Raw genomic sequence first — 20,426 nt, 5'->3', positions numbered from 1 at the left:
GATCAGCTCACCGCCAGCATTTCGACCGCCTGATTGCTGTCGAGCGCCGCCACCCATTGATGAATGTGCTCGGCGACGGCCTGCCAATTGCTGTCGATCGGCAGCATATGGCCGGCCCCCGGAATGCGAATGACCTCGGCCTGCCAGGGCAGCGCGGTGAAGAACAGCTGGGAGGAGGGAAAGATCGCGTCGGCCTCGCCACCGATCACCAGTGCCGGCAATTTGCGGCGCCGGACCGGCGGCCGGGCGAGCAGCATGGCCATTTCCATCACCGCCCGCTGCGACTCGGGGCCGACCGTCGGCAGGAAGCGCAGCACCTCGTCGCCGGTCGCCTCCGGCGAAAAGTAGATCTTCGCCATCAGGTCGTTGTTTTCCTCGGAGATGACGCCGCTGATGACCTCTTCGAGCGCATCGAAATAGGCCGGGAAACGCAGAGCCAGTTGCGTCGCGCTGCTCCCGGTGCCGGTGGACGGGACCGGCGAGAGAAAAATCGCCGCCCGGGCGGTCCCTTTTTCGAGATAACGCTGGGTCGCCAGAGAGCCCATCGAGTGACCGATGATGGTGACCGGCTCGCCGATCAGGCGCACCGCACAGGCAATATCCTCGGCGTAATCGTCAATGCCGAACTCATCGAGACGCTCCTGGCCGGCACTGCCCCCGTGGCCCGACAGGTCGACGGCGAAGCAGTCGTAGCCGTGGCACTGGAAGTAGGGAATGAAATTGAATTCCCAGTAGGAAGAGTGGGTGTAGGCGCCGTGCACGAACAGCAGGGCTCCCCGACCGGCGTGGGCGGTGGCCGGGTGACGATGGACTTGGATGTGGTGACGGGGCATGGGAACTCGATAGCGAAAAGTGGGGTGAGGGTAAGGCAAACGGCCGGCAGCGGTGCACAACATTGATCAAGGAACGCTAATCGGGCGCCAGGCCGCTGACGGCAATGACGTAAGAAAGCGGCACCGGAACATCCCTGAGCTCGGAAACCGTCGTCTGCTGGCAGATGATCTTCTTCTGAATGACCTTGTTGTGTTCGATGACCAGACCGCTGCTTTTGCCGCCGACGCTGAAGACGACGAAACTGGTCTGGTCCATCGTGAAGCGCAGATAGCGGCCGAGCGTGCCGGCCAGGTAAACATTTCCCCTGGTCACATCCTGGCGCGGGTAACGAGCTTCCGGCCAGGCGATCATTTCATTGCTGCCCGGGGAACCATAACGAAACTGCACGTAACCTGCTTTCGGAGCGAGATCGCGGGCGGCGCAGATCGACACCAGACGCGCCTTGGTCGTACACGCGAACAGCACCTTCTCGTCGGCCCGGCACAGACTCTGTTCGGCCTGGGCCTGGGCCGTCGCTGGCCCGGCACAAGCCAGGCCGGCGATGGCCAGGCAGAACATGCGCAGCGCCAGAGATGGAAAAGGGGGGCAGGCAAACATCGGTGCCGCTCGTTCAACGTGGGGAAGACAAGCATTATGGCGCAAGGCGCAAAACAGCAGGCGCAAAAAAAGCCGGCACGCGGCCGGCTCTTCTCGGTGACGACCGCTTATTTGGCGGCGTCAGCTTCGCATTTCTTGATGAAAGCCGTCTTGGCGGCGCCGGCCAGCGGCTTGCCGCTCTTGCTGACGGCCTTGCCGGCACAGTCGGACGGCGCAGCAGCGGCACCGCCTTCGCACTTCTTGATGAAGGCGGTCTTGGCGGCGCCAGCCAGCGGCTTGCCGCTCTTGCTGACGGCCTTCGCTTCGCAGTTGCCGGCGGCGGGCGCCGCCGCAGCTGCCGGTGCGGCCGGGCTGGCCGGCGTTGCCGGGGCCTGGGCGTAGGCCATGTTTACCGCAAACAGTGCAACCAGGGCTGAGGCAAAAAATTTGTTCATCGCAGGTATCTCCTTTGGTATCAGGCATGCCGCCTTAAGCACTCAACGTTCGATGGACTGATGCGTTGACGCTGGAATAATAATCCGGAATCCGCTGAACGCTAGGCTGCCCGCTTCTGTTCGGCCGCCGCCGCTTCGCGCGAGCGCTTGGCTTCGTCGAGCAGGTAGCGCTGGTAGTCGTCGAGATCGCCGTCGAACGGTTCGATGCCGCCGCGCGAGACCAGCCAGAATTCGTCGCACACGGCGCGCAGCAGCGAGCGGTCGTGGCTGACCAGCATGACGGTGCCTTCGAACTCATTGAGGGCGACGCTGAGCGCTTCGCGGGTGGACAAATCGAGGTGATTGGTCGGCTCGTCCATGAGCAGCAGGTTCGGCCGTTGCCAGACCAGCATGCACAGCACCAGCCGGGCCTTTTCGCCGCCGCTCATGGTGCCGACCGCCTGCTTGACCATCTCGCCGCTGAAATTGAAGGTGCCGAGGAAGTTGCGCAACTCCTGCTCGCGACCGGGCACGTTGCCCTTGCCGGAAGCGATGGCTTCCTTGGCCAGGCGGACCATGTGTTCGAGCGGCGTGTCCTGCGGGCGCAGCACGTCGAGTTCCTGCTGGGCGAAGTAGCCGATGCTCAGCCCCTTGCCTTCGGTCACTTCGCCGCTGATCGGCTGCAGGTCGCGGGCGATGGTCTTGACCAGCGTGGACTTGCCCTGGCCGTTGGCGCCGAGGATGCCGATACGCTGGCCGGCATGCACCGAGCGGTTGATATTGCGCACGATGACGGTCGGCGGCGTGCCGGCCGGCGCATCTTCGGCCGGCGGATAGCCGATGACGGTATCGACCATCGACAGCATCGGGTTGGGCAAATTGGCCGGTTCCTGGAATTCGAAAGTGAATTCAGCATCGGCCAGCACCGGGGCGATCTTTTCCATCCGCTCCAGCGCCTTGACCCGGCTCTGCGCCTGCTTGGCCTTGCTGGCCTTGGCCTTGAAGCGGGTGATGAAGGATTGCAGGTGGGCGATTTTGTCGGCCTGCTTGGCCATCGTCGCCTGTTGCAGCAGCATCTGTTCGGCGCGCATGTCTTCGAACTTGCTGTAGTTGCCGCCGTAGCGCACCAGCTTGGCGTGGTCGATATGCAGCGTCACCTGGGTAATGGCGTCGAGGAATTCGCGGTCGTGGCTGATCATCACCAGCGTGCCGGGATAACGCTTGAGCCAGGCTTCGAGCCAGACCAGCGCGTCGAGGTCCAAGTGGTTGGTCGGTTCGTCGAGCAGCAGGATGTCGGACGGGCACATCAGGGCGCGGGCCAGTTGCAGGCGCATCCGCCAGCCGCCGGAGAAACTGTTGACCGGGTTGGCCAGTTCCGAAACCTTGAAGCCGAGGCCGAGAACCAGCGCCTGGGCGCGCGCTTCGGCGTCATGTTCGCCGGCATCGTGCAGCGCCATGTAGGCTTCGGCCATGCGCATGCCGTCGTCGCTGGCTTCGGCGTCGTGCACCTCGTTGCGGGCGGCGAGCAGCGTGGTGTCGCCGTCGATCACGAAATCGGTCGCGCTCTGCTCGGTTTCCGGCATGTCCTGCGCCACCTGCCCCATCCGCCACTGGCTGGGGATCGAGTAGTCGCCGCCGTCTTCATGCAGCGTGCCGTTGAGCAGGCCGAACAGGGTCGATTTGCCGGCGCCGTTGCGGCCGACCAGGCCGACTTTTTCACCGGGGTTGATGGTGACGGAGGTCTTGTCCAGCAGCACCTTGTTACCGCGGCGCAGCGTGACATTCTTCAGGATAATCATGAGCAAAACTTTCGGGGAGGTCGAGCATGATAGCCACCCCGGCGTGCTGCTCCTATTACTATTTGCCGATCGGCGAAGCGCCACGGATGTTCTGTTGTGCGGCGCACCAATCAAAACCGCAAAACAGGCCGCCCGGCGGTTTATCGCCGGGCGGCGCGGACCGTCATTCGGTCTTTTTCGTTCTCGGCGTCTCGGTATCGGCTATCGAATGCCCTTCCTCGGCCGCCGCGCGCAGCCACCAGCACAGATCGCCGCCCTGCACCGGGGTCGGGATCATCTGGTTCCATTGCCAGCGAAATACCGGGCCGAAGGCGACGTAGCGCGCCAATACGTCACCCTGCGGCGTGACGCCGAAAAACGGCCAGCCGGAGGTGATCGCGTTCTGTATCTGTGTCTCAGTCATGGCCAGACTCCTTCCTTGACGGGTTGAAAAAATCCCCCTCGGGCGAACCGCTGACACCCGCTGTCACCATGAACCTTTTCCGCTGGCGGATCAATGCTGCACGGCATCATTCCGCGGCCGGTTTGTGCCGCAGGACGTAGAGGTAAAGCGACTCGACACGCTCGCGCGCCCACGGCGTGCGGCGGAGAAACTTCAGGCTGGAGGAAATGCTCGGATCGTGGGTGAAGCAGCGGATCTCGATCTCCCGGCCGAGCGCTTCCCAGCCGTAATGGGCAACCAGTTCGTTGAGTATGGTTTCCAGCGTGACGCCGTGCAGGGGGTTCTTCGGCTGTGCCGTGGTCATCGGATAGCCTCTTTCGGGGGGAGCAGCCGGACGCGCTGTTCCAGGCAGTCGTAATCGCCGGCCTGGTAATCGCGGCAGATGTCGGGCCGGTATTCGTAGATGGTGCACAACATGGTCTGCCGGTCGAGCGCCGCGCACCAGCCATCGTCGAGGCGCTTCATGACCCAGCCGCCCCATTCGTTCTGGGCGGTCAGTTCGTCCGGCACGTCGGCGTCGCCGATCAGCATGACCTCCAGCCGGCAGCAGCAGGCCCGGCAGGTGGCGCAGGTGATTTCCGGCGATTCGGCGGCGCTCAAAACAGGCCCTCGAAGAGCTGGACCTCGACACTGTCGCCGGCCTGGACGCCGGCACAGTCTTCCGGCAACACGACGAAACAGTTGGCCTCGGTCATCGACCGCAACATGCCCGAGCCTTGGCTGGCGGTGGTTCTGACCTGCCAGCGGCCATCCACCGCGGCCACCGCGCCGCGCAGGTATTCGCGCCGACCGGCCTGCTTCTTGATCGCATTGGCTGCCGGCACGGTAAGCAGCGGCCGCTCGGGCAGCGGGTCGCAACCGGCCAGGCGGAGCAGCGCATCGAGCGCGAACTGGGTATAGCTGACCAGCGTCGCCACCGGGTTGCCGGGCAGGCCGAACAGCCAGGCCTCGCCGACCTTGCCGAAGGCCATCGGCCGGCCGGGCTTGACATCCAGCTTCCAGAACTTGACCTCGCCGACCCTGGCGAGAATTTCCCGGACGAAATCGGCTTCGCCGACCGAGACGCCGCCGGTGGTGATGATCGCGTCGGCCATCCGGGCCGCTTCGCGCAGCGTCGCCTCAAGGGCTTCCGGCCGGTCCGCGACGACGCCCAGGTCGATGACCTCGGCACCGAGGCGGGCGAGCAGGCCGTGCAGGGTGTAGCGGTTGCTGTCGTAGATTTGCCCCGGGGTCAGCGCCGTGCCGAGCGCCGTCAGTTCGTCGCCGGTCGAGAAGAAGGCGACGCGCAGCCGCCGCTTGACGGCGACCTCGACCAGGCCGAGCGAGGCAAGCAGCCCGAGCTCGGCCGGGCCGATGCGCCGGCCGGCGGCCAGGGCGACCGCGCCCCGCGCCAGATCCTCGCCGGCCCGGCGGATGTTCTGGCCGCTGCGCTGACCGGCCGGAACGACCACCCCGTCGGCCTCGACGCGTGTCACTTCCTGGACGACCACGGCATCGGCGCCAGCCGGCAGCACGCCACCGGTCATGATGCGCACCGCCTGCCCCGGCCCGAGCGAACCGGCAAAGGCATGGCCGGCAAAGGAGGAGCCGACCACCGTCAGCTTGCTATCACCGGCACCGGCCAGGCTGGCGCAGCTAACCGCGTAGCCGTCCATCGCCGAGTTGTCGTGGGGCGGCACGTCATGCGGCGCAATGATGTCGGCGGCCAGGATGCGGCCGAGGGCGCTGCGCAGCGCCAGGAATTCGTGCCCGGCGATCGGCGCGACTTCGGCCAGCAGGCGCGCCCGGGCTTCGGCAGCGGACAGGGAACGATGGTCTTGAGCGGTCATGACGGGCAAATTTCCGGGGGAATCAAGGTTTGAAGGCAATACGCAAGGGCTGGCCGGCATGGGCCGGAGCGCGCACCACGCATGGCTCGGGCAGGATAACACTGGCCGGGCGGGTGGCTATAATGCCGCACGCGGTCTGTGTACCGCAGCGAAAAGGTGGCGCTTCGGCGCTTGGTAAGCTGCCGTGACATCCGCACGGTGGCGGTTGCTGTAGAAATCGGAGCTTTATATGACCCTGTCCACCGTGCGCCGCCTGGCGCTCAAGGGGGCGCTGGCCTGCGCCTTCGCCGCCTCGGCCTTTGCCGCAACTTCAGCCGGCGCGGCCGACGCCGTCCTGCGCGTTTCGGCCATCCCCGATGAGGCGCCGACCGAGCTGCAACGCAAGTTCGCGCCGCTCGGCAAATATCTCGAAGCGCAGACCGGGATGAAAGTCGTGTTCACCCCGGTTTCCGACTACGCCGCCGTCGTCGAATCGCTGGCCACCAAGAAGATCGATCTCGCCTGGCTCGGCGGCTTCACCTTCGTGCAGGCCAGGATCCGCACCAACGGCACGGCCATCCCTATCGTCCAGCGCGAAGAGGATGCGAAGTTCACTTCCCGGTTCATCACCGCCGATCCGGCGATCAAGACGCTCGCCGACCTGATGGGCAAGACCTTCGCCTTCGGCGCGCCGTCCTCGACCTCGGGCAGCCTGATGCCGCGCTTCTTCCTGCTGCAGGCCGGCCTGAATCCGGAAAAGGACTTCAAGAACGTCGCCTTCTCCGGCGCCCATGACGCCACCGTCGCCTTCGTCGCGGCCGGCAAGGCCGAAGCCGGCGTGTTGAACGCCTCGGTCTGGGACAAGCTGGTCGAACAGAAAAAGGTCGATACCGACAAGGTCCGCGTCTTCGCCACCACGCCGCCCTATTTCGACTACAACTGGACGGTGCGCGGCGATCTCGACCCGGCACTAGTCAAGAAGCTGACCGACGCCTTCCTCAAGCTCGACCCGGCCAATCCCGAACACAAGGAAATCCTCGGCCTGCAACGCGCCGCCAAGTTCATCCCGACCCGCAAGGAGAACTACGACGGCATCGAAAAGGCAGCCCAGGCAGCCGGCCTGCTGAAGTGAGCCTGGCGCTCGACGGCGTCGGGCTGACCCACGCCAACGGCTTCACGGCGCTGGCCGGAATTACGCTCAAGGCCGATCAGGGCGAGCATATCGCCCTGATCGGCCCGTCCGGCGCCGGCAAGACTTCGCTGATTTCCGTGCTCGGCACGGCGCTGGCGCCGACCACCGGCCAGGCGCGGGTGCTCGGTACGCGGCTCGAAGCCGGCTCGGCCGCGCCGGGCAAGGCACTGCGCCGGCGCATCGGCACCGTCCATCAGGCGCCGCCGATCCCGGCCCGGCAACGCGTCGTCACCGCCGTGCTGGCCGGCAAGCTCGGCCAATGGCCAGCCTGGAAAGCGCTGGCATCGCTGCTTTACCCGCTCGATGTGGCCGGTGCCCGGGCCGCGCTCGGTCGCGTCGATCTGGCCGACAAGCTGTTCGCCCGCTGCGACCAGCTGTCCGGCGGCCAGTTGCAGCGCGTCGGCATCGCCCGCGTGCTCTACCAGCAAGCCGATCTGATCCTGGCTGACGAGCCGGTTTCGGCCCTCGATCCGGCCCTCGCCCTGGCCACCATCCGCCTGCTGATAGCCGAAGCCACGGCGCGCGGCGCGACGCTGGTCGCCAGCCTGCATGCGGTCGACCTGGCCGTCGGCAATTTCTCGCGCATCGTCGGCATCAAGGCCGGGGGTATCGCCTTCGACCTGCCGGCCGGCGAAGTGACGGTGCCCTTGCTGCACGACCTGTACGCCAGCGAGGGAGAAGAACTGCCGGTCCAGGCGCACGAACCGCATTTCCTTTTGCAAACGACCGCCAGCGACGCGGCGAACCGTGCGGCATGCTGCTGAGTCGCGCTGACCGCGACCCAGCCGTCGGTCGCCGCCTGACCGGCGCCATCGTCGCGCTGCTCGTCCTCTGGCCGCTGTTCCATAGCGCCGAAGTCAAACCCGGCGCGCTGTTCGACCCCGCCAACCTGAAAGTCATCGGCCACTTCCTGGCCGGTTTTCTGCCGCCGGAGACCGGCGCCGAGTTCCTCGGCTATCTCGGCCGGTCGACGCTGGAAACGCTGGCCATCGCCACGGCCGGCATGGCGTTGGCCTGGGCCATCGCGGTCCCGCTGGCCTATCTGGCGAGCGCCGCCGGCCGCGAGCGGCCGACCCTGAACCCACTGACCCGTGGTCTGCTGACCATCTTGCGCGGCATCCCGGAACTGGTCTGGGCGCTGCTTTTCGTCCGCGTCTTCGGCCTCGGCCCGGCGGCCGGCGTACTGGCCCTTGGCCTGACCTACGGCGGCATGCTGGCCAAGGTCTATGCCGAAATCCTCGAATCGGCCGCCGCCGCACCGGCCCTGGCCCTTCGCCACAACGGCGCGAGCCGGCCGCTGGCCATCCTCTACGGCCTGCTTCCGCAGGCCTCTAAGGAACTCGCCTCATACACCGTGTACCGCTGGGAATGCGCCATCCGCGCCTCGGTGGTGATGGGCTTCGTCGGCGCCGGCGGCCTCGGCCAGCTGATGGACCAGGCGATGAAAATGCTGAACGGCGGCGAAGCGGCCTCCATCCTGCTCACCTTCATGCTCCTGGTGTTCGCCGCCGACGGCATCTCCGGCTGGCTGCGCCGGGCCCTCGACACCGCGCCGGCCGCCCGCCCGTCGCCCTTCGGCTGGCGCAGCAGCGGCCTGCTGATCGGCCTGTTGGCGGCGATCAGCGCCAGCTTCGGCCTGCTCGATATCGGCTTCGCCGCGTTGTTCACCGGGGAAGCAGCCGACAGCATCGGCGCCTTCGTCGGCGAATTCTTCCCGCCCGACCTGTCCGCCGGCTGGCTGGCCAAGGTCGGCCGCGGCATCTGGGAAACCCTCGCCATCTCGGTGGTCGGCACACTGCTCGCCGCACTGGCCGGCCTGTTGCTGGCCCTGGCGAAATGGCGGGCGCCGTTCAGTTTCCTGCTCAATACGCTGCGCTCGGTGCCGGAACTGGTATGGGCGACGATCACCGCGCTGGCCGTCGGCCTCGGCCCGTTCGCCGGCGCCCTGGCCCTGGCCCTGCACACCACCGGGGTGCTCGGCCGGCTCTACGCCGAAGCCCTGGCCAACGCCCCCGCCGCCCCCGGCAACGCCCTCCGGCTGACCGGCGCACCGGGCGGCCTGGCCTTCCTCTACGGCACGCTGCCCGGCGCCGCACCGCAATTGATCGCCTACACGCTGTACCGCTGGGAAATGAATATCCGCATGGCGGCCATCCTCGGTTTTGTCGGAGCCGGTGGCCTCGGCCAACTGCTATATTTCGAGCTCTCGCTTTTTCATCACGCCCAGGCGTCGACCGTCATCATCGCCATGCTGGCATTGTCGATCGCCGTCGACCAGGCGAGCGCCTGGCTGCGGCAACGCATGCATTAACCCGGAGACCTTCCCATGCAGAACATCCTGATCATCATCCACGCCGCCCCGTATGGCAGCGAGCGCTGCCTGTCCGCCCTGCGCCTGGCCACCGCGCTGGCCGGCAACGACCAGAAACCGACCGTCCGCATCTTTTTGATGTCCGACGCCACCGTGCTCGGCCTGCCCAATCAGATCGACGGCGCCGGCAACGGTCTGCAAGGCATGGTCGAGCAACTGGTCGCCCAGGGCGTCGAGATCCGTCTCTGCCGGACCTGCGCGCTGGCCCGCGGCCTCGGCGAACTGCCGCTGATTGCCGGCACCACCATCGGCACGCTGGTCGAGCTGGCCGATGCAACGCTGGCGGCCGACAAGGTGATTACTTTCTAGGCTGCCAAGCGGGACATTTTGTCCGGCAAAACCCGGATCGAGACAAAATGTCCCACAGCAATTGCCCTGCGCCGGAGCGCGATTGCCAATTGCTCAATGACTTACGCCCTGTGGCATGGTCGTTGCGGTACTCTTCCCTTGCGACATGGCGTCGCAATCAGGAGGAAAACACAATGAACATGAATAGGCGGCAGTTCTTCAGGGTCTGCTCCGCCGGGCTAGGGGGGTCGTCCATCGCACTGATGGGATTCTCACCGACCGCAGCCCTCGCGGAAGTACGCACCTTCAAGCTCGCCCGTGCCATCGAAACACGCAATACCTGCCCGTATTGCTCGGTGGCCTGCGGCGTCCTGATGTATTCGATTGGCGACAAGTCGAAAAACGTCCATCAGGAAATCATCCATATCGAAGGCGACCCGGACAATCCGGTCAATCGCGGCTCGCTATGCCCGAAGGGCGCCGGCCTGCTCGATTTCGTCCATAGCCCGAACCGCCTCAAGCACCCGGAAGTGCGCGAAGCCGGCAGCAATGAATGGAAGCGCCTTTCCTGGGATGAAGCCTTTACCCGCATCGCGACCCTGATGAAGGAAGACCGCGACGCCAACTTCATCGCCAAGAACGCCGACGGCGTCACCGTCAATCGCTGGCTGAGCACCGGTTTTCTCGCCGCCTCGGCCTCGAGCAACGAATCCGGATACATCACCCACAAGGTCGTTCGATCGACCGGGATGATCGCATTCGACAACCAGGCGCGTGTTTGACACGGTCCGACGGTAGCCAGTCTGGCTCCGACGTTTGGCCGTGGCGCAATGACCAACCACTGGGTCGACATCAAGAACGCCGATGTCGTGCTGGTGATGGGTGGTAACGCCGCAGAAGCACACCCGGTAGGATTCAAGTGGGTTATTGAAGCAAAGAAGCAGAACAAGGCGAAACTCCTCGTCGTCGACCCGCGTTTCACGCGCTCGGCCTCGGTCGCCGATTTCTACGCGCCCATCCGTACCGGTACCGACATCGCCTTCCTCGGCGGCGTCATCAATTACCTGTTAACCAACGACAAAATTCATCACGAATATGTCAAGGCCTACACCGACTTCACCTTCCTGGTGAATGGCGACTACGCCTTCGATAACGGCCTGTTCTCCGGCTACAACGCCGAAAAGCGCAATTACGACAAAGCCAGCTGGTCCTACCAGAAGGGCGAGGACGGCTACGTCAAGACCGATCCGACGCTGCAGGATCCGCGTTGTGTCTTTCAGCTGATGAAGCAGCACTACAGCCGCTATACGCCGGAGATGGTGGAAAAGATCTGCGGCACACCGAAGGACGCCTTCCTCAAGGTGGCCGAAATAATGGCCTCCACCGCCGGTGGCGAGCGGACCATGACCATCCTGTACGCGCTGGGCTGGACGCAGCACTCGCAGGGTTCGCAGATGATCCGCACCGGCGCCATGGTGCAGTTGCTGCTCGGCAACATCGGCATGGCCGGCGGCGGCATGAACGCGTTGCGCGGTCACTCGAACATCCAGGGCCTGACCGACCTTGGCCTGATGTCCAACTTGCTGCCGGGGTACATGACCCTGCCCGGCGAAAAGGAAACGGACTATGCCGAGTACATTGCCAAGCGGGCCCCCAAGCCGCTGCGTCCGAACCAGATGTCGTACTTGCAGAACTACGAGAAGTTCCACGTCAGCCTGATGAAAGCCTGGTTCGGCGACGCCGCGACCAAGGAAAACAACTGGGGCTTCGACATGCTGCCCAAGCTGGACAAGATACATGACGTGCTGATGGTGATGGACGACATGTACCAGGGCAAGATGACCGGCTACTTCTGCCAGGGCTTCAATCCGCTCGCCTCGTTCCCGAACAAGGCCAAGCTGGGTGTGGCGATGGCCAAGCTCAAGTACATGGTCATCATCGATCCGCTGGCCACCGAGACTTCCGAGTTCTGGAAGAATTACGGCGAGTACAACGACGTCGATCCGAGCCAGATCCAGACCACGGTGTTCCGTCTGCCGTCGTCGTGCTTTGCCGAAGAAGATGGTTCATTGGTCAGCTCCAGTCGCCTGCTGCAATGGCACTGGAAGGGTGCCGAGCCACCCGGCGAAGCCAAGACCGACCCGGCGATCATGGCCGGCATCTTCATGAAGCTCAAGGCCATGTACAAGGAAAAGGGCGGCGCCTATCCCGATGCCATCCTCAACCTGACCTGGGCCTACAAGGATCCGCACGAGCCTTCAGCGGAAGAAGTGGCCAAGGAGTACAACGGCAAGGCGCTGGTCGACCTCTACGATCCGAAAGACCCGAGCAAGCTGCTGCGCAAGGCCGGCGAACAACTGGACAGTTTTGCCCAGTTGCGCGACGACGGCACGACGACCAGCGGCTGCTGGATTTTCAGCGGGGCGTGGACGCAGGCCGGCAACAACATGGCGCGCCGTGACAACAGCGATCCGTGGGGTAATGGTCAGACCCTGAACTGGGCCTGGGCCTGGCCGGTCAATCGGCGCATCCTCTACAACCGGGCCTCGGCTGATCCGAGCGGCAAGCCGTTCAATCCGAAGAAAAAGCAGATCTGGTGGAACGGCACGGCATGGACCGGCTCGGACATTCCCGACTTCAAGGTGGACTCCAATCCGGCCGATGGCATGGGACCGTTCATCATGAACCCGGAGGGCATCGCCCGCTTCTTCGCCGTCGACAAGATGGCCGAAGGGCCGTTCCCCGAGCATTACGAGCCGTTTGAAACGCCGATCGGCACCAACCCGATGAACAGCAACCCCAAGGCCATCAGCAATCCGGCCGCCCGGGTGTTCAAGGGCGACATGGAAGTGTTCGGCAATGCCAAGGACTTCCCGTATGCCGCGACGACCTACCGCCTGACCGAGCATTTCCACTACTGGACCAAGCACTGCAAGATCAATGCGGTCCTGCAGCCGGAACAGTTCGTCGAAATCGGCGAGGAACTGGCCAAGGAAAAGGGCATCGCCAGTGGCGACAAGGTCAAGGTGCGCTCCAACCGGGGCTTCATCAAGGCCGTGGCGGTGGTCACCAAGCGGATCAAGGGGCTGGATGTGAACGGTCAGCGCGTGCATCACGTCGGCATTCCCATTCACTGGGGCTTCAAGGGCGTGGCGCGGATGGGCTTCCTGTCCAACACCCTGACGCCGTTCGTCGGCGATGCGAACTCGCAGACGCCGGAGTTCAAGTCCTTTCTCGTCAACATCGAGAAGATCTAAGGGAGAACTGTTATGGCACTGCAATCGCTAGACATCAAACAGCGCTCCGCGACCACCACGCCGTCCACCCAGGCCCGGCAGACGGTCGAGATCGCCAAGCTGATCGACGTATCGACCTGCATCGGCTGCAAGGCCTGCCAGTCGGCGTGCATGGAATGGAACGACCTGCGGCCGGAAATCGGCCACAACGTCGGCGTCCACGACAACCCGACCGATCTTGGCGCGGAATCGTGGACCGTCATGCGCTTCTCGGAAGTGGAACAGAACAACACGCTGGAGTGGCTGATCCGCAAGGATGGCTGCATGCACTGTTCCGACCCGGGTTGCCTGAAGGCCTGCCCGTCACCGGGCGCGATCATTCAGTACAGCAACGGCATTGTCGATTTCCATCAGGAAAACTGCATCGGCTGCGGCTACTGCGTGACCGGTTGTCCGTTCAACGTCCCCCGGATCTCCGAGAAGGACAGCAAGGCCTACAAGTGCTCGCTCTGTTCCGACCGGATTGCGGTGAACCAGGCTCCGGCCTGCGCCAAGGCCTGCCCGACCGGAGCGATCCAGTTCGGCACCAAGGAGGACATGAAGGACTTCGCCGAGACGCGGATCGCCGACCTCAAGGAACGCGGTTTCGACAAGGCCGGCCTGTACGATCCGGAAGGCGTCGGCGGCACGCACGTGATGTACGTGCTGCACCATGCCGACCAGCCGGGGCTGTACGCCGGCCTGCCGGCCAACCCGTCGATCAGCCCGCTGGTCGGCCTGTGGAAGGGCTTCGCCAAGCCATTGGCCACGTTGGCCTTGGCCGGTGTCGCGCTGGGTAGTCTGTTCCATTACGTGACCAAGGGTCCGAACGAGGTCTCGAAAGAGATCGAGGACGAGATCGAAAAGGAGGATGCCCAATGATCCGCGATCCGAAAGACCTGAAACGTTACGAGGCCTCGGAACGGGCCAATCACTGGATCGTCGGCATCAGCTTCATCCTGCTCGCGCTCTCCGGTCTGGCCTTCTTCCATCCGGCCTTCTTCCCGCTCACCCAGCTGTTCGGCGGCCCGGTCTGGGCCCGCATCATCCACCCCTACATCGGAGCGTTGATGGCGATCGCCTTCCTGATCATCTTTTTCCGCTTCAAGCATCTGAACAAGATGACGCCGGCGGACAAGGAATGGTTGGCGAAGGCGAAGCAGATGGTGGACGGCGACGACCACAACATGCCGGAACAGGGCAAGTACAACGGCGGCCAGAAGGTGATGTTCTGGGCGCTCGCCGTGTGCATGTTGCTGATGACGGTATCGGGCATTTTCATCTGGCGCGCCTGGTTCGGCTTCGACATCACGCTCGTCCGGATCGGCGCCGTGGTCCATGCCGCCTCGGCCGCCGTGATGATCGGCCTGATCATGGTGCATGTCTATGCCGCCATCTGGGTCAAGGGCACCATCCGCGCCATGTGGTACGGCACGGTGACCCGCGGCTGGGCCAAGCAGCATCATCGCGGCTGGTACCGTCAGGTGACCGGCAAGTAGGTTTCAGTTGTACCTTGCGTTCGGGGGCTCTGCGGTTAATCTGCCGCATCCCCCATTTTTTTGCCGCAATGCACTGTGGACCGCAATACCAATAACCAGCAACTAACGACCAGCGACTAAAAATGCAGACCCAAGCAATCGATTTCCATCCGCCAGTCGACGAGGCTACCCCCTATCTGCTGCCGGTTCCCGCGACGCTCTTCGCCGAGCGCGCCGACCGTTTCGCGGCGCTGGCCGTCGGACACAGCCTGGGCGAATGGCTGGCCTTCCTCGGCCGGCTGAGCCGCGCCCAGCATGAAATCCTCAAAGGCCTGCCGGCCTTGCCGTTACCGGATGCCGCCAGCCTCGAACAGGCCCACACCCATCGCATGCCGCCGCTCAACGCGTCCTCGCTGAGCCGCCCGGTGGCCTGGCGCTTCGCGCTGCAGCAACTGATCCTGCGCCTCGATAGCGATGCGCCGGAAGCCGCCAAAGGCACCCTGAAAGTGCTGTTCACCGTCTCCGACGCCGAGCTCGAGCGACTGGCCGACATGGTGCTGGGCGGCGAACCCGATGCCGAGCAGGCGGCCCTGTTGCCTTTCGTCGGCGCCGCGCTGCAAATCGTCTTCACCGGGCTGGCCAGCCAGCTTGACGTCCGCCAGCTGCAACCGCTCGACGCCCATGGCGTCTGCCCGTGCTGCGGCAGCCTGCCGGTCGCCAGCGTCGTCCGTCTGGGCGCCACGATCAACAATCTGCGCTACCTGCACTGTTCGCTGTGCAATACCGAATGGAACGTCGCCCGCGCCACCTGCACGACCTGCGCGACCGATCAGGGCGTCGCCCTGCTTGAGCTCGAAGGCAGCAAGGGCGCCGTCCGCGCCGAAACCTGCGATGCCTGCAAGAGCTACCTGAAGATCGTCTATCAGGAAAAAGACCCGCAGGTCGATCCGGTCGCCGACGACCTCGCCACGCTGGCTCTCGACATGCTGGTTGACGAGGCGGGCTATGGCCGCAGCGGCCCCAATCTGTTGCTGGTCGGCGCGTATGGCAGCTAGATCATTTGATTAACCTTTCTGCCCGGTGCGGGTGAAAGCCATGAACGAAAACAAACGCCTTCCCGCGGTCGACCGCGTTCTGCAACAACTCCCCGAACTGATCGATAGGCACGGCCGCCAGTTGGTCACCGGCTGTGTCCGGGCCGAGCTGGCGGCCGCCCGCGAGGGCCTGAAACACGGCCTGGCGCTGCCCGGCGAAGCCGCGCTGCTCGCCGCCATCGGCCGCCGCGCCGACGAGGCCGGGCAGGCCAGGCTGCGTCCGGTGTTCAATCTGACCGGCACGGTCTTGCACACCAATCTCGGCCGCGCCCAGCTGGCCGAGGAAGCCATCGCCGCGATGGTCACGGCGGCCCGTTCGCCCTGCGCGCTGGAATACGACCTCGCCTCCGGCGGCCGCGGCGACCGCGACGACCTGGTTTCCGGCCTGCTCGCCGAACTGATCGCCGGCGGTTCGCCGGACATCGCCGCGACCATCGTCAATAACAACGCCGCCGCCGTGTTGCTGACGCTCAATGCGCTGGCCCAGGGCAAGGAGGCCGTCGTCTCGCGCGGCGAACTGGTCGAGATCGGCGGCGCCTTCCGCATTCCCGACGTGATGCGCCGGGCTCAGGTCAAGCTGCACGAGATCGGCACCACCAACCGCACCCACGCCAAAGACTTCCAGGAAGCGATCGGCCCGAAGACGGCGCTGCTGATGAAGGTGCACACCAGTAATTACACCGTCACCGGCTTTACCGCCGCGGTCGACGAGAAGGAAATCGCCGCCATCGCCCATGCCGCCGGCCTGCCCTTCATCATCGACCTGGGCAGCGGCACGCTGTGCGATTTCGCCGCCCACGGCCTGCCGGCCGAACCGACGCCGCAGCAGGCGCTGGCCGCCGGCGCCGACATCGTCACCTTCTCCGGCGACAAGCTGCTCGGCGGCCCGCAGGCCGGGCTGATCGTCGGCCGCAAGGAGCTGATCGCCAGGATCAAGAAGAACCCGCTGAAACGCGCCCTGCGCGTCGGCAAGACAACGCTGGCCGCCCTCGAGGCGACGCTGCGCCTGTACCGCGACCCGGACCGCCTGGCCGAACGCCTGCCGACGCTGCGCCTGCTGACCCGGCCGCTGGGCGAGATCGCCGCCCTCGGCGAGCGTCTGCAGCCGGCCGTGCAAGCCGCACTCGGCACCCTCGCCAGCGTTGCGGTCGCACCGTGCAGCAGCCAGATCGGCAGCGGCGCCCTGCCGGTCGAGCGCCTGCCGTCGGTCGCGCTGGTCTGCCGGCCCACGGCGAAAAAGCCGGGCAAAACACTGTTGGGCATCGAAGCCGCCTTCCGTAGCCTGCCGGTGCCGGTCATCGGCTATATCCGCGACGATGCCTACCACCTCGACCTGCGTTGCCTGGAAGCCGGGGACGAAAGCCGCTTCGTCGCCCAACTGCCAGCATTGAAGTTTTGAAAACAGCCTCGCCGGGCGGTCTCCGTACCGCCTGCTGTTTTCTTCGGCGCCCGCCAGGGCGCACCTGTAAATCCGGGCATCTCCGTGTCCGGGTGGTTTATCGAATGGAGAAGAACCGATGACTTTCAACCGCCGACAATTCCTGGCGGCCGGTACGGCCCTTGGGGCCACCGCCGCCCTCGCCCAGCCAACCAGCCCGCTGCCCTTCCTGATCACCATGCAGTCCGACCCGCTGCTGCCGAAAGCCAGCGGCAAGCGCGTCGTCGTCTGCGGCGGCGGCTGGGGCGGGATCAGCGCCGCCAAGCACCTGAAGAAGCTCGACCCGACGCTCGACGTCGTCGTCCTCGAACGCAACCCGGTGTTTTTCTCCTGCCCGATGAGCAACAAGTGGCTGGTCGACGTCGTCGACGCCCAGTTCCTGACCTTCAGCTACCTGAAGGTCGCCCAGAAATACGACTACAAGTTCATCCAGACCGAAGTCACCGCCTTCGAGCGCGACCGGAAGCGCGTCATCACCGCCCAGGGCTGGATCGACTACGACTACCTTATCGTCGGTGCCGGCATCCGCTACAACTACGAGACCTGGTTCGGCAACGACCGCAAGGCGGCCGAATACACCCGCGCCCATTTCCCCGCTGCTTACATCCCGAACGCCGAGCATTTCCAGTTGAAGCAGAGCATCCAGAACTTCACCGGCGGCGAACTGGTGATGACCCTGCCGCCCCCGCCGCACCGCTGCCCGCCGTCGCCTTACGAGCGCGCCTGTCTGATCGCCGGCCTGTTCAAGGAGCGCAAGATCAAGGGCCACATCACCATCCTCGATCCGAAGGACAGCCCGCGGCCGATCACCGGCGGCTTCACCGAAGCCTTCGAGAATCTCTACAAGGACCAGATCACCTACGTGCCGAAGGCGGTAATCAAGGAGGTCGATCCGTTCAACAAGAAGATCAAGACGGCGGTCGGCGATTTCAACTTCGACCACAGCATCCTGATGGCCCCGCACCAGGCCGGCGACATGGCCTGGAAAGCCGGCGTCATCGGCAAGAACGCCGAAGGCAAGCCGACCGGCTGGGCCGGCGTCGATCCCTTCTTCCTGAACATGAAGGACGATCCGGACGTCTATGTGATCGGCGACTCGGTCGGCATGGTCTCGCCGCAATTCCTGTTCTATCCGAAGGCCGGCCACGTCGCCAACTACCAAGGCAGGATCGTCGCCAAGTACATCGCCGAGCGGGTCAAGGGCCGCGAACCGAAATACGCGCTGCCCGACAATCTCTGCTTCATGATGGTCAACACCAAGCCGCGCGAGGATGTCGCGGTGCGCTTCCAGTACCATGTGAACGACAAAGGCATCATCATCCAGGACCAGGATGACGACAATCTACGCCGCGACGACCTGGTGACCGAAGACTTCGCCTGGGCCGGGCGCATGTATGAGGACATGTTTGGATGATCATCGGCACGGCCGGCCATATCGACCACGGCAAGACGACGCTGGTGAAGGCACTCACCGGCGTCGACTGCGACCGCCTGAAGGAAGAGAAGGCGCGCGGCATCACCGTTGACCTCGGTTATGCCTACACGCCGACGCTCGGCTTCATCGACGTGCCCGGCCACGAAAAGCTGATCCACAACATGCTGGCCGGCGCCACCGGCATCGATTTCGCGCTGCTGGTGATTGCCGCCGACGACGGCCCGATGCCGCAGACCCGCGAGCATCTGGAAATCATCGAACTGCTCGGCATCAAGCGCGGCGCGGTGGCGCTGACCAAGATCGACCGGGTCACGGCCGACCGGCAGAACGCGGCCGAAGGCGAAATCGCCGCCTTGCTGGCCGGCACGGTACTGGCCGACGCGCCGATTTTTCCGGTCGCCGCCGCGCAAGGCACCGGCATCGCCGAACTGCGCGCCTATCTCGAAGCGGCCACCGCCGACCAGGGCGAACGCCAACTGGCTGGCGGCTTCCGGCTGGCCATCGACCGCTGCTTCACGCTCTCCGGTGCCGGTACGGTCGTCACCGGCACGGCCTTCGCCGGCACCGTCAAGGTCGGCGACCAGTTGCTGCTTTCGCCGCCCAAAATCCCGGTCCGCGTGCGCAGCCTGCGCGTTCAGGACAGCCCCGCCGAGTCCGGCCACGCCGGGCAACGGATCGCCCTGGCGCTGGCCGGCGTCGACAAGGCCGACGTCGAGCGCGGCATGTGGGTCGTCGCCCCGGCGCTGCATGCCCCGATCAAGCGCTTCGACGCCAGGCTCCGCGTCCTCGCCGGCCAGCCGCCGCTCAAGCACTGGACGCCGGTGCATCTGCACCTCGGCGCCGAAGATGTGCCGGCCCGCGTCGCGCTGCTCGGCGCCGACGAAATTCCGCCTGGGACGGAAAACTGGGCACAAATCACCGTCGACCGCGAAATCGGCGCGCTGGCCGGCGACCGCTTCATCCTGCGCGATGCCTCGGCCCGCCACACCATCGGCGGCGGCCGCGTACTCGACATTTTCCCGCCCAACCGCAAGAAGCGCAGCCCGGAACGCCTGGCCATGCTCGCCGCGCTGGCCGCTGACGACCCGGCGACGGCGCTGCGCCAGGCGGCCGAACAGCAGCCGGCCGGCGTCGACCTGACCGCCCATGCGCTCAACCGCAATCTCGATACCGCAACGCTGACCGGACTTTGCGCCCGCCTGCAGCTCAAGCTAGTCGGCACTACCGCCTTTGCCACCAGCCGCTGGCAGGAACTGCAAGACCGCCTGCTCGCCGCGCTGGCCGCCGAGCACGAACGCGCCCCCGATCTGCCCGGCGTCGAGCGCGACCGCCTGCGCCGCCTGACCCTGCCGACGCTGCCCCGCCCGGCCTTCGACGCACTGCTCGCCGCCCCGCTGGCCGACGGCCGCATCGCCCAGAGCAACGCCTGGCTGCACCTGCCGGAACACCGCGTCCAGTTGGCCAGTAGCGACCGCGATCTGTGGCTGACCCTGAAGCCGCTGCTCGATGCCGAACCGTACAACCCGCCGCGCGTCCGCGATGTCGCCCGGGCCACCGGCATCGCCGAAGACACCGTGCGTGCGCTGTTCAAGCGCATCGCCCGCTACGGCGCGGCATGGCCGGTCGCGCACGATCATTACTTCACGGCCGAAGCGGTCGCCGACCTGGCGCATCGGGTGGCGGCGCTCAACGCCAGCGACGGCTGCGCCCGGGCGGCAAGCTTGCGCGACCAGATCGGCGGCGGCCGCAAGGTCGCCATCCACATCCTCGAATTCTTCGATCGCATCGGCTACACTCGCCGCGCGCGCGATACCCACGTTGTGCGCGGCTCGCCGGAGCAATTCGGTTCATGAACAACGGAAGAGATCGTTCCCCGGTGGGGCGACCGGTCTTCAAAACCGGTAGGGCTTGTCAGACAAGCCTTGGTAGGTTCGACTCCTGCTCTCTTCCGCCACCTTTCCT

19 protein-coding genes and 1 tRNA gene are annotated in these 20,426 nt (G+C 65.3%); 12 read left to right on the top strand and 8 right to left on the bottom strand.

Annotation, left to right across the window (positions count from 1 at the left end):
• Nucleotides 1-2: 2 nt before the first annotated feature.
• From ACLIKD_RS20300 to moeA, 8 genes are all read right to left on the bottom strand, one after another.
• Nucleotides 3-833: an alpha/beta hydrolase gene (locus tag ACLIKD_RS20300; RefSeq protein ID WP_428826448.1), complete on the bottom strand. Its 831-nt coding sequence runs from the start codon at nt 831-833 to the stop codon at nt 3-5.
• 76 nt (nt 834-909) lie between these two features.
• Nucleotides 910-1,431: a hypothetical protein gene (locus ACLIKD_RS20295; protein ID WP_428826447.1), complete on the bottom strand. Its 522-nt coding sequence runs from the start codon at nt 1,429-1,431 to the stop codon at nt 910-912.
• A gap of 107 nt (nt 1,432-1,538) precedes the next feature.
• Nucleotides 1,539-1,865 (bottom strand): hypothetical protein, encoded by a 327-nt coding sequence (locus ACLIKD_RS20290; protein ID WP_226471807.1) that lies wholly within the window; start codon nt 1,863-1,865, stop codon nt 1,539-1,541.
• A 101-nt stretch (nt 1,866-1,966) separates the two neighbouring features.
• Nucleotides 1,967-3,643 carry an ABC-F family ATP-binding cassette domain-containing protein gene (locus tag ACLIKD_RS20285; protein ID WP_428826446.1) on the bottom strand — a complete coding sequence of 559 codons (1,677 nt, stop codon included), beginning with the start codon at nt 3,641-3,643 and terminating at the stop codon, nt 1,967-1,969.
• A gap of 163 nt (nt 3,644-3,806) precedes the next feature.
• Nucleotides 3,807-4,046 carry a hypothetical protein gene (locus tag ACLIKD_RS20280; RefSeq protein ID WP_226417498.1) on the bottom strand — a complete coding sequence of 80 codons (240 nt, stop codon included), beginning with the start codon at nt 4,044-4,046 and terminating at the stop codon, nt 3,807-3,809.
• 106 nt (nt 4,047-4,152) lie between these two features.
• Nucleotides 4,153-4,389: a VF530 family DNA-binding protein gene (locus ACLIKD_RS20275; protein ID WP_428826445.1), complete on the bottom strand. Its 237-nt coding sequence runs from the start codon at nt 4,387-4,389 to the stop codon at nt 4,153-4,155.
• Nucleotides 4,386-4,685, bottom strand: a complete 300-nt coding sequence (locus ACLIKD_RS20270; protein WP_428826444.1) for a YkgJ family cysteine cluster protein — start codon at nt 4,683-4,685, stop codon at nt 4,386-4,388. The genes ACLIKD_RS20275 and ACLIKD_RS20270 overlap by 4 nt, the downstream gene beginning before the upstream one ends.
• A complete protein-coding gene (gene moeA, locus ACLIKD_RS20265) occupies nt 4,682-5,914 on the bottom strand; it encodes a molybdopterin molybdotransferase MoeA (protein WP_428826443.1) in 1,233 nt (410 codons plus the stop codon). The genes ACLIKD_RS20270 and moeA overlap by 4 nt, the downstream gene beginning before the upstream one ends.
• Before the next feature lie 229 nt (nt 5,915-6,143).
• Here moeA and ACLIKD_RS20260 point away from each other — a divergent pair, with 229 nt between their 5' ends.
• From ACLIKD_RS20260 to ACLIKD_RS20205, 12 genes are all read left to right on the top strand, one after another.
• On the top strand, nt 6,144-7,025 hold the full coding sequence (locus ACLIKD_RS20260) for a putative selenate ABC transporter substrate-binding protein (RefSeq protein ID WP_428826442.1): 882 nt from the start codon (nt 6,144-6,146) through the stop codon (nt 7,023-7,025).
• Complete coding sequence (locus tag ACLIKD_RS20255; RefSeq protein ID WP_428826441.1) at nt 7,022-7,849, top strand: phosphonate ABC transporter ATP-binding protein; 828 nt, start codon at nt 7,022-7,024, stop codon at nt 7,847-7,849. Before ACLIKD_RS20260 ends, ACLIKD_RS20255 begins: the two co-directional genes overlap by 4 nt.
• A complete protein-coding gene (locus tag ACLIKD_RS20250) occupies nt 7,840-9,396 on the top strand; it encodes a PhnE/PtxC family ABC transporter permease (protein ID WP_428826440.1) in 1,557 nt (518 codons plus the stop codon). The genes ACLIKD_RS20255 and ACLIKD_RS20250 overlap by 10 nt, the downstream gene beginning before the upstream one ends.
• A 15-nt stretch (nt 9,397-9,411) precedes the next feature.
• Nucleotides 9,412-9,765 carry a DsrE/DsrF/TusD sulfur relay family protein gene (locus ACLIKD_RS20245; protein WP_428826439.1) on the top strand — a complete coding sequence of 118 codons (354 nt, stop codon included), beginning with the start codon at nt 9,412-9,414 and terminating at the stop codon, nt 9,763-9,765.
• Nucleotides 9,766-9,938: 173 nt separating this feature from the next.
• Nucleotides 9,939-13,001 (top strand): formate dehydrogenase-N subunit alpha, encoded by a 3,063-nt coding sequence (gene fdnG, locus ACLIKD_RS20240; RefSeq protein ID WP_428826438.1) that lies wholly within the window; start codon nt 9,939-9,941, stop codon nt 12,999-13,001.
• Nucleotides 13,002-13,013: 12 nt separating this feature from the next.
• Nucleotides 13,014-13,901 (top strand): formate dehydrogenase subunit beta, encoded by an 888-nt coding sequence (gene fdxH, locus ACLIKD_RS20235; RefSeq protein ID WP_428826437.1) that lies wholly within the window; start codon nt 13,014-13,016, stop codon nt 13,899-13,901.
• Entirely contained in the window at nt 13,898-14,518 is a 621-nt protein-coding gene (locus tag ACLIKD_RS20230; protein ID WP_226417508.1) for a formate dehydrogenase subunit gamma, read from the top strand. The genes fdxH and ACLIKD_RS20230 overlap by 4 nt, the downstream gene beginning before the upstream one ends.
• A gap of 122 nt (nt 14,519-14,640) precedes the next feature.
• On the top strand, nt 14,641-15,552 hold the full coding sequence (gene fdhE, locus ACLIKD_RS20225; protein WP_428826436.1) for a formate dehydrogenase accessory protein FdhE: 912 nt from the start codon (nt 14,641-14,643) through the stop codon (nt 15,550-15,552).
• 40 nt (nt 15,553-15,592) lie between these two features.
• Nucleotides 15,593-16,990, top strand: a complete 1,398-nt coding sequence (selA, locus tag ACLIKD_RS20220) for an L-seryl-tRNA(Sec) selenium transferase (protein WP_428826435.1) — start codon at nt 15,593-15,595, stop codon at nt 16,988-16,990.
• A gap of 118 nt (nt 16,991-17,108) precedes the next feature.
• Entirely contained in the window at nt 17,109-18,443 is a 1,335-nt protein-coding gene (locus tag ACLIKD_RS20215) for an FAD-dependent oxidoreductase (protein ID WP_428826434.1), read from the top strand.
• Complete coding sequence (selB, locus tag ACLIKD_RS20210; protein WP_428826433.1) at nt 18,440-20,317, top strand: selenocysteine-specific translation elongation factor; 1,878 nt, start codon at nt 18,440-18,442, stop codon at nt 20,315-20,317. The genes ACLIKD_RS20215 and selB overlap by 4 nt, the downstream gene beginning before the upstream one ends.
• A 5-nt stretch (nt 20,318-20,322) precedes the next feature.
• Nucleotides 20,323-20,418, top strand: a tRNA-Sec gene (locus tag ACLIKD_RS20205).
• Nucleotides 20,419-20,426: the final 8 nt, after the last annotated feature.

Source organism: Azonexus sp. IMCC34842 (assembly GCF_050368855.1).
Classification (GTDB): Bacteria; Pseudomonadota; Gammaproteobacteria; order Burkholderiales; family Rhodocyclaceae; genus Azonexus; species Azonexus denitrificans_A.
This window is presented reverse-complemented; position numbering and strand designations above follow the sequence as displayed.

What these genes read in the sequence shown, in the direction of transcription:
- ACLIKD_RS20250 (WP_428826440.1), top strand. Translation starts at nt 7,840, where the DNA reads ATGCTGCTGAGTCGCGCTGACCGCGACCCAGCCGTCGGTCGCCGCCTG.
- fdhE (WP_428826436.1), top strand. Translation starts at nt 14,641, where the DNA reads ATGCAGACCCAAGCAATCGATTTCCATCCGCCAGTCGACGAGGCTACC.
- fdxH (WP_428826437.1), top strand. Translation starts at nt 13,014, where the DNA reads ATGGCACTGCAATCGCTAGACATCAAACAGCGCTCCGCGACCACCACG.
- ACLIKD_RS20260 (WP_428826442.1), top strand. Translation starts at nt 6,144, where the DNA reads ATGACCCTGTCCACCGTGCGCCGCCTGGCGCTCAAGGGGGCGCTGGCC.
- ACLIKD_RS20245 (WP_428826439.1), top strand. Translation starts at nt 9,412, where the DNA reads ATGCAGAACATCCTGATCATCATCCACGCCGCCCCGTATGGCAGCGAG.
- ACLIKD_RS20280 (WP_226417498.1), bottom strand. Translation starts at nt 4,046, where the DNA reads ATGACTGAGACACAGATACAGAACGCGATCACCTCCGGCTGGCCGTTT.
- selA (WP_428826435.1), top strand. Translation starts at nt 15,593, where the DNA reads ATGAACGAAAACAAACGCCTTCCCGCGGTCGACCGCGTTCTGCAACAA.
- ACLIKD_RS20290 (WP_226471807.1), bottom strand. Translation starts at nt 1,865, where the DNA reads ATGAACAAATTTTTTGCCTCAGCCCTGGTTGCACTGTTTGCGGTAAAC.
- ACLIKD_RS20295 (WP_428826447.1), bottom strand. Translation starts at nt 1,431, where the DNA reads ATGTTTGCCTGCCCCCCTTTTCCATCTCTGGCGCTGCGCATGTTCTGC.
- ACLIKD_RS20275 (WP_428826445.1), bottom strand. Translation starts at nt 4,389, where the DNA reads ATGACCACGGCACAGCCGAAGAACCCCCTGCACGGCGTCACGCTGGAA.
- moeA (WP_428826443.1), bottom strand. Translation starts at nt 5,914, where the DNA reads ATGACCGCTCAAGACCATCGTTCCCTGTCCGCTGCCGAAGCCCGGGCG.
- ACLIKD_RS20230 (WP_226417508.1), top strand. Translation starts at nt 13,898, where the DNA reads ATGATCCGCGATCCGAAAGACCTGAAACGTTACGAGGCCTCGGAACGG.
- ACLIKD_RS20215 (WP_428826434.1), top strand. Translation starts at nt 17,109, where the DNA reads ATGACTTTCAACCGCCGACAATTCCTGGCGGCCGGTACGGCCCTTGGG.
- ACLIKD_RS20285 (WP_428826446.1), bottom strand. Translation starts at nt 3,643, where the DNA reads ATGATTATCCTGAAGAATGTCACGCTGCGCCGCGGTAACAAGGTGCTG.
- selB (WP_428826433.1), top strand. Translation starts at nt 18,440, where the DNA reads ATGATCATCGGCACGGCCGGCCATATCGACCACGGCAAGACGACGCTG.
- ACLIKD_RS20300 (WP_428826448.1), bottom strand. Translation starts at nt 833, where the DNA reads ATGCCCCGTCACCACATCCAAGTCCATCGTCACCCGGCCACCGCCCAC.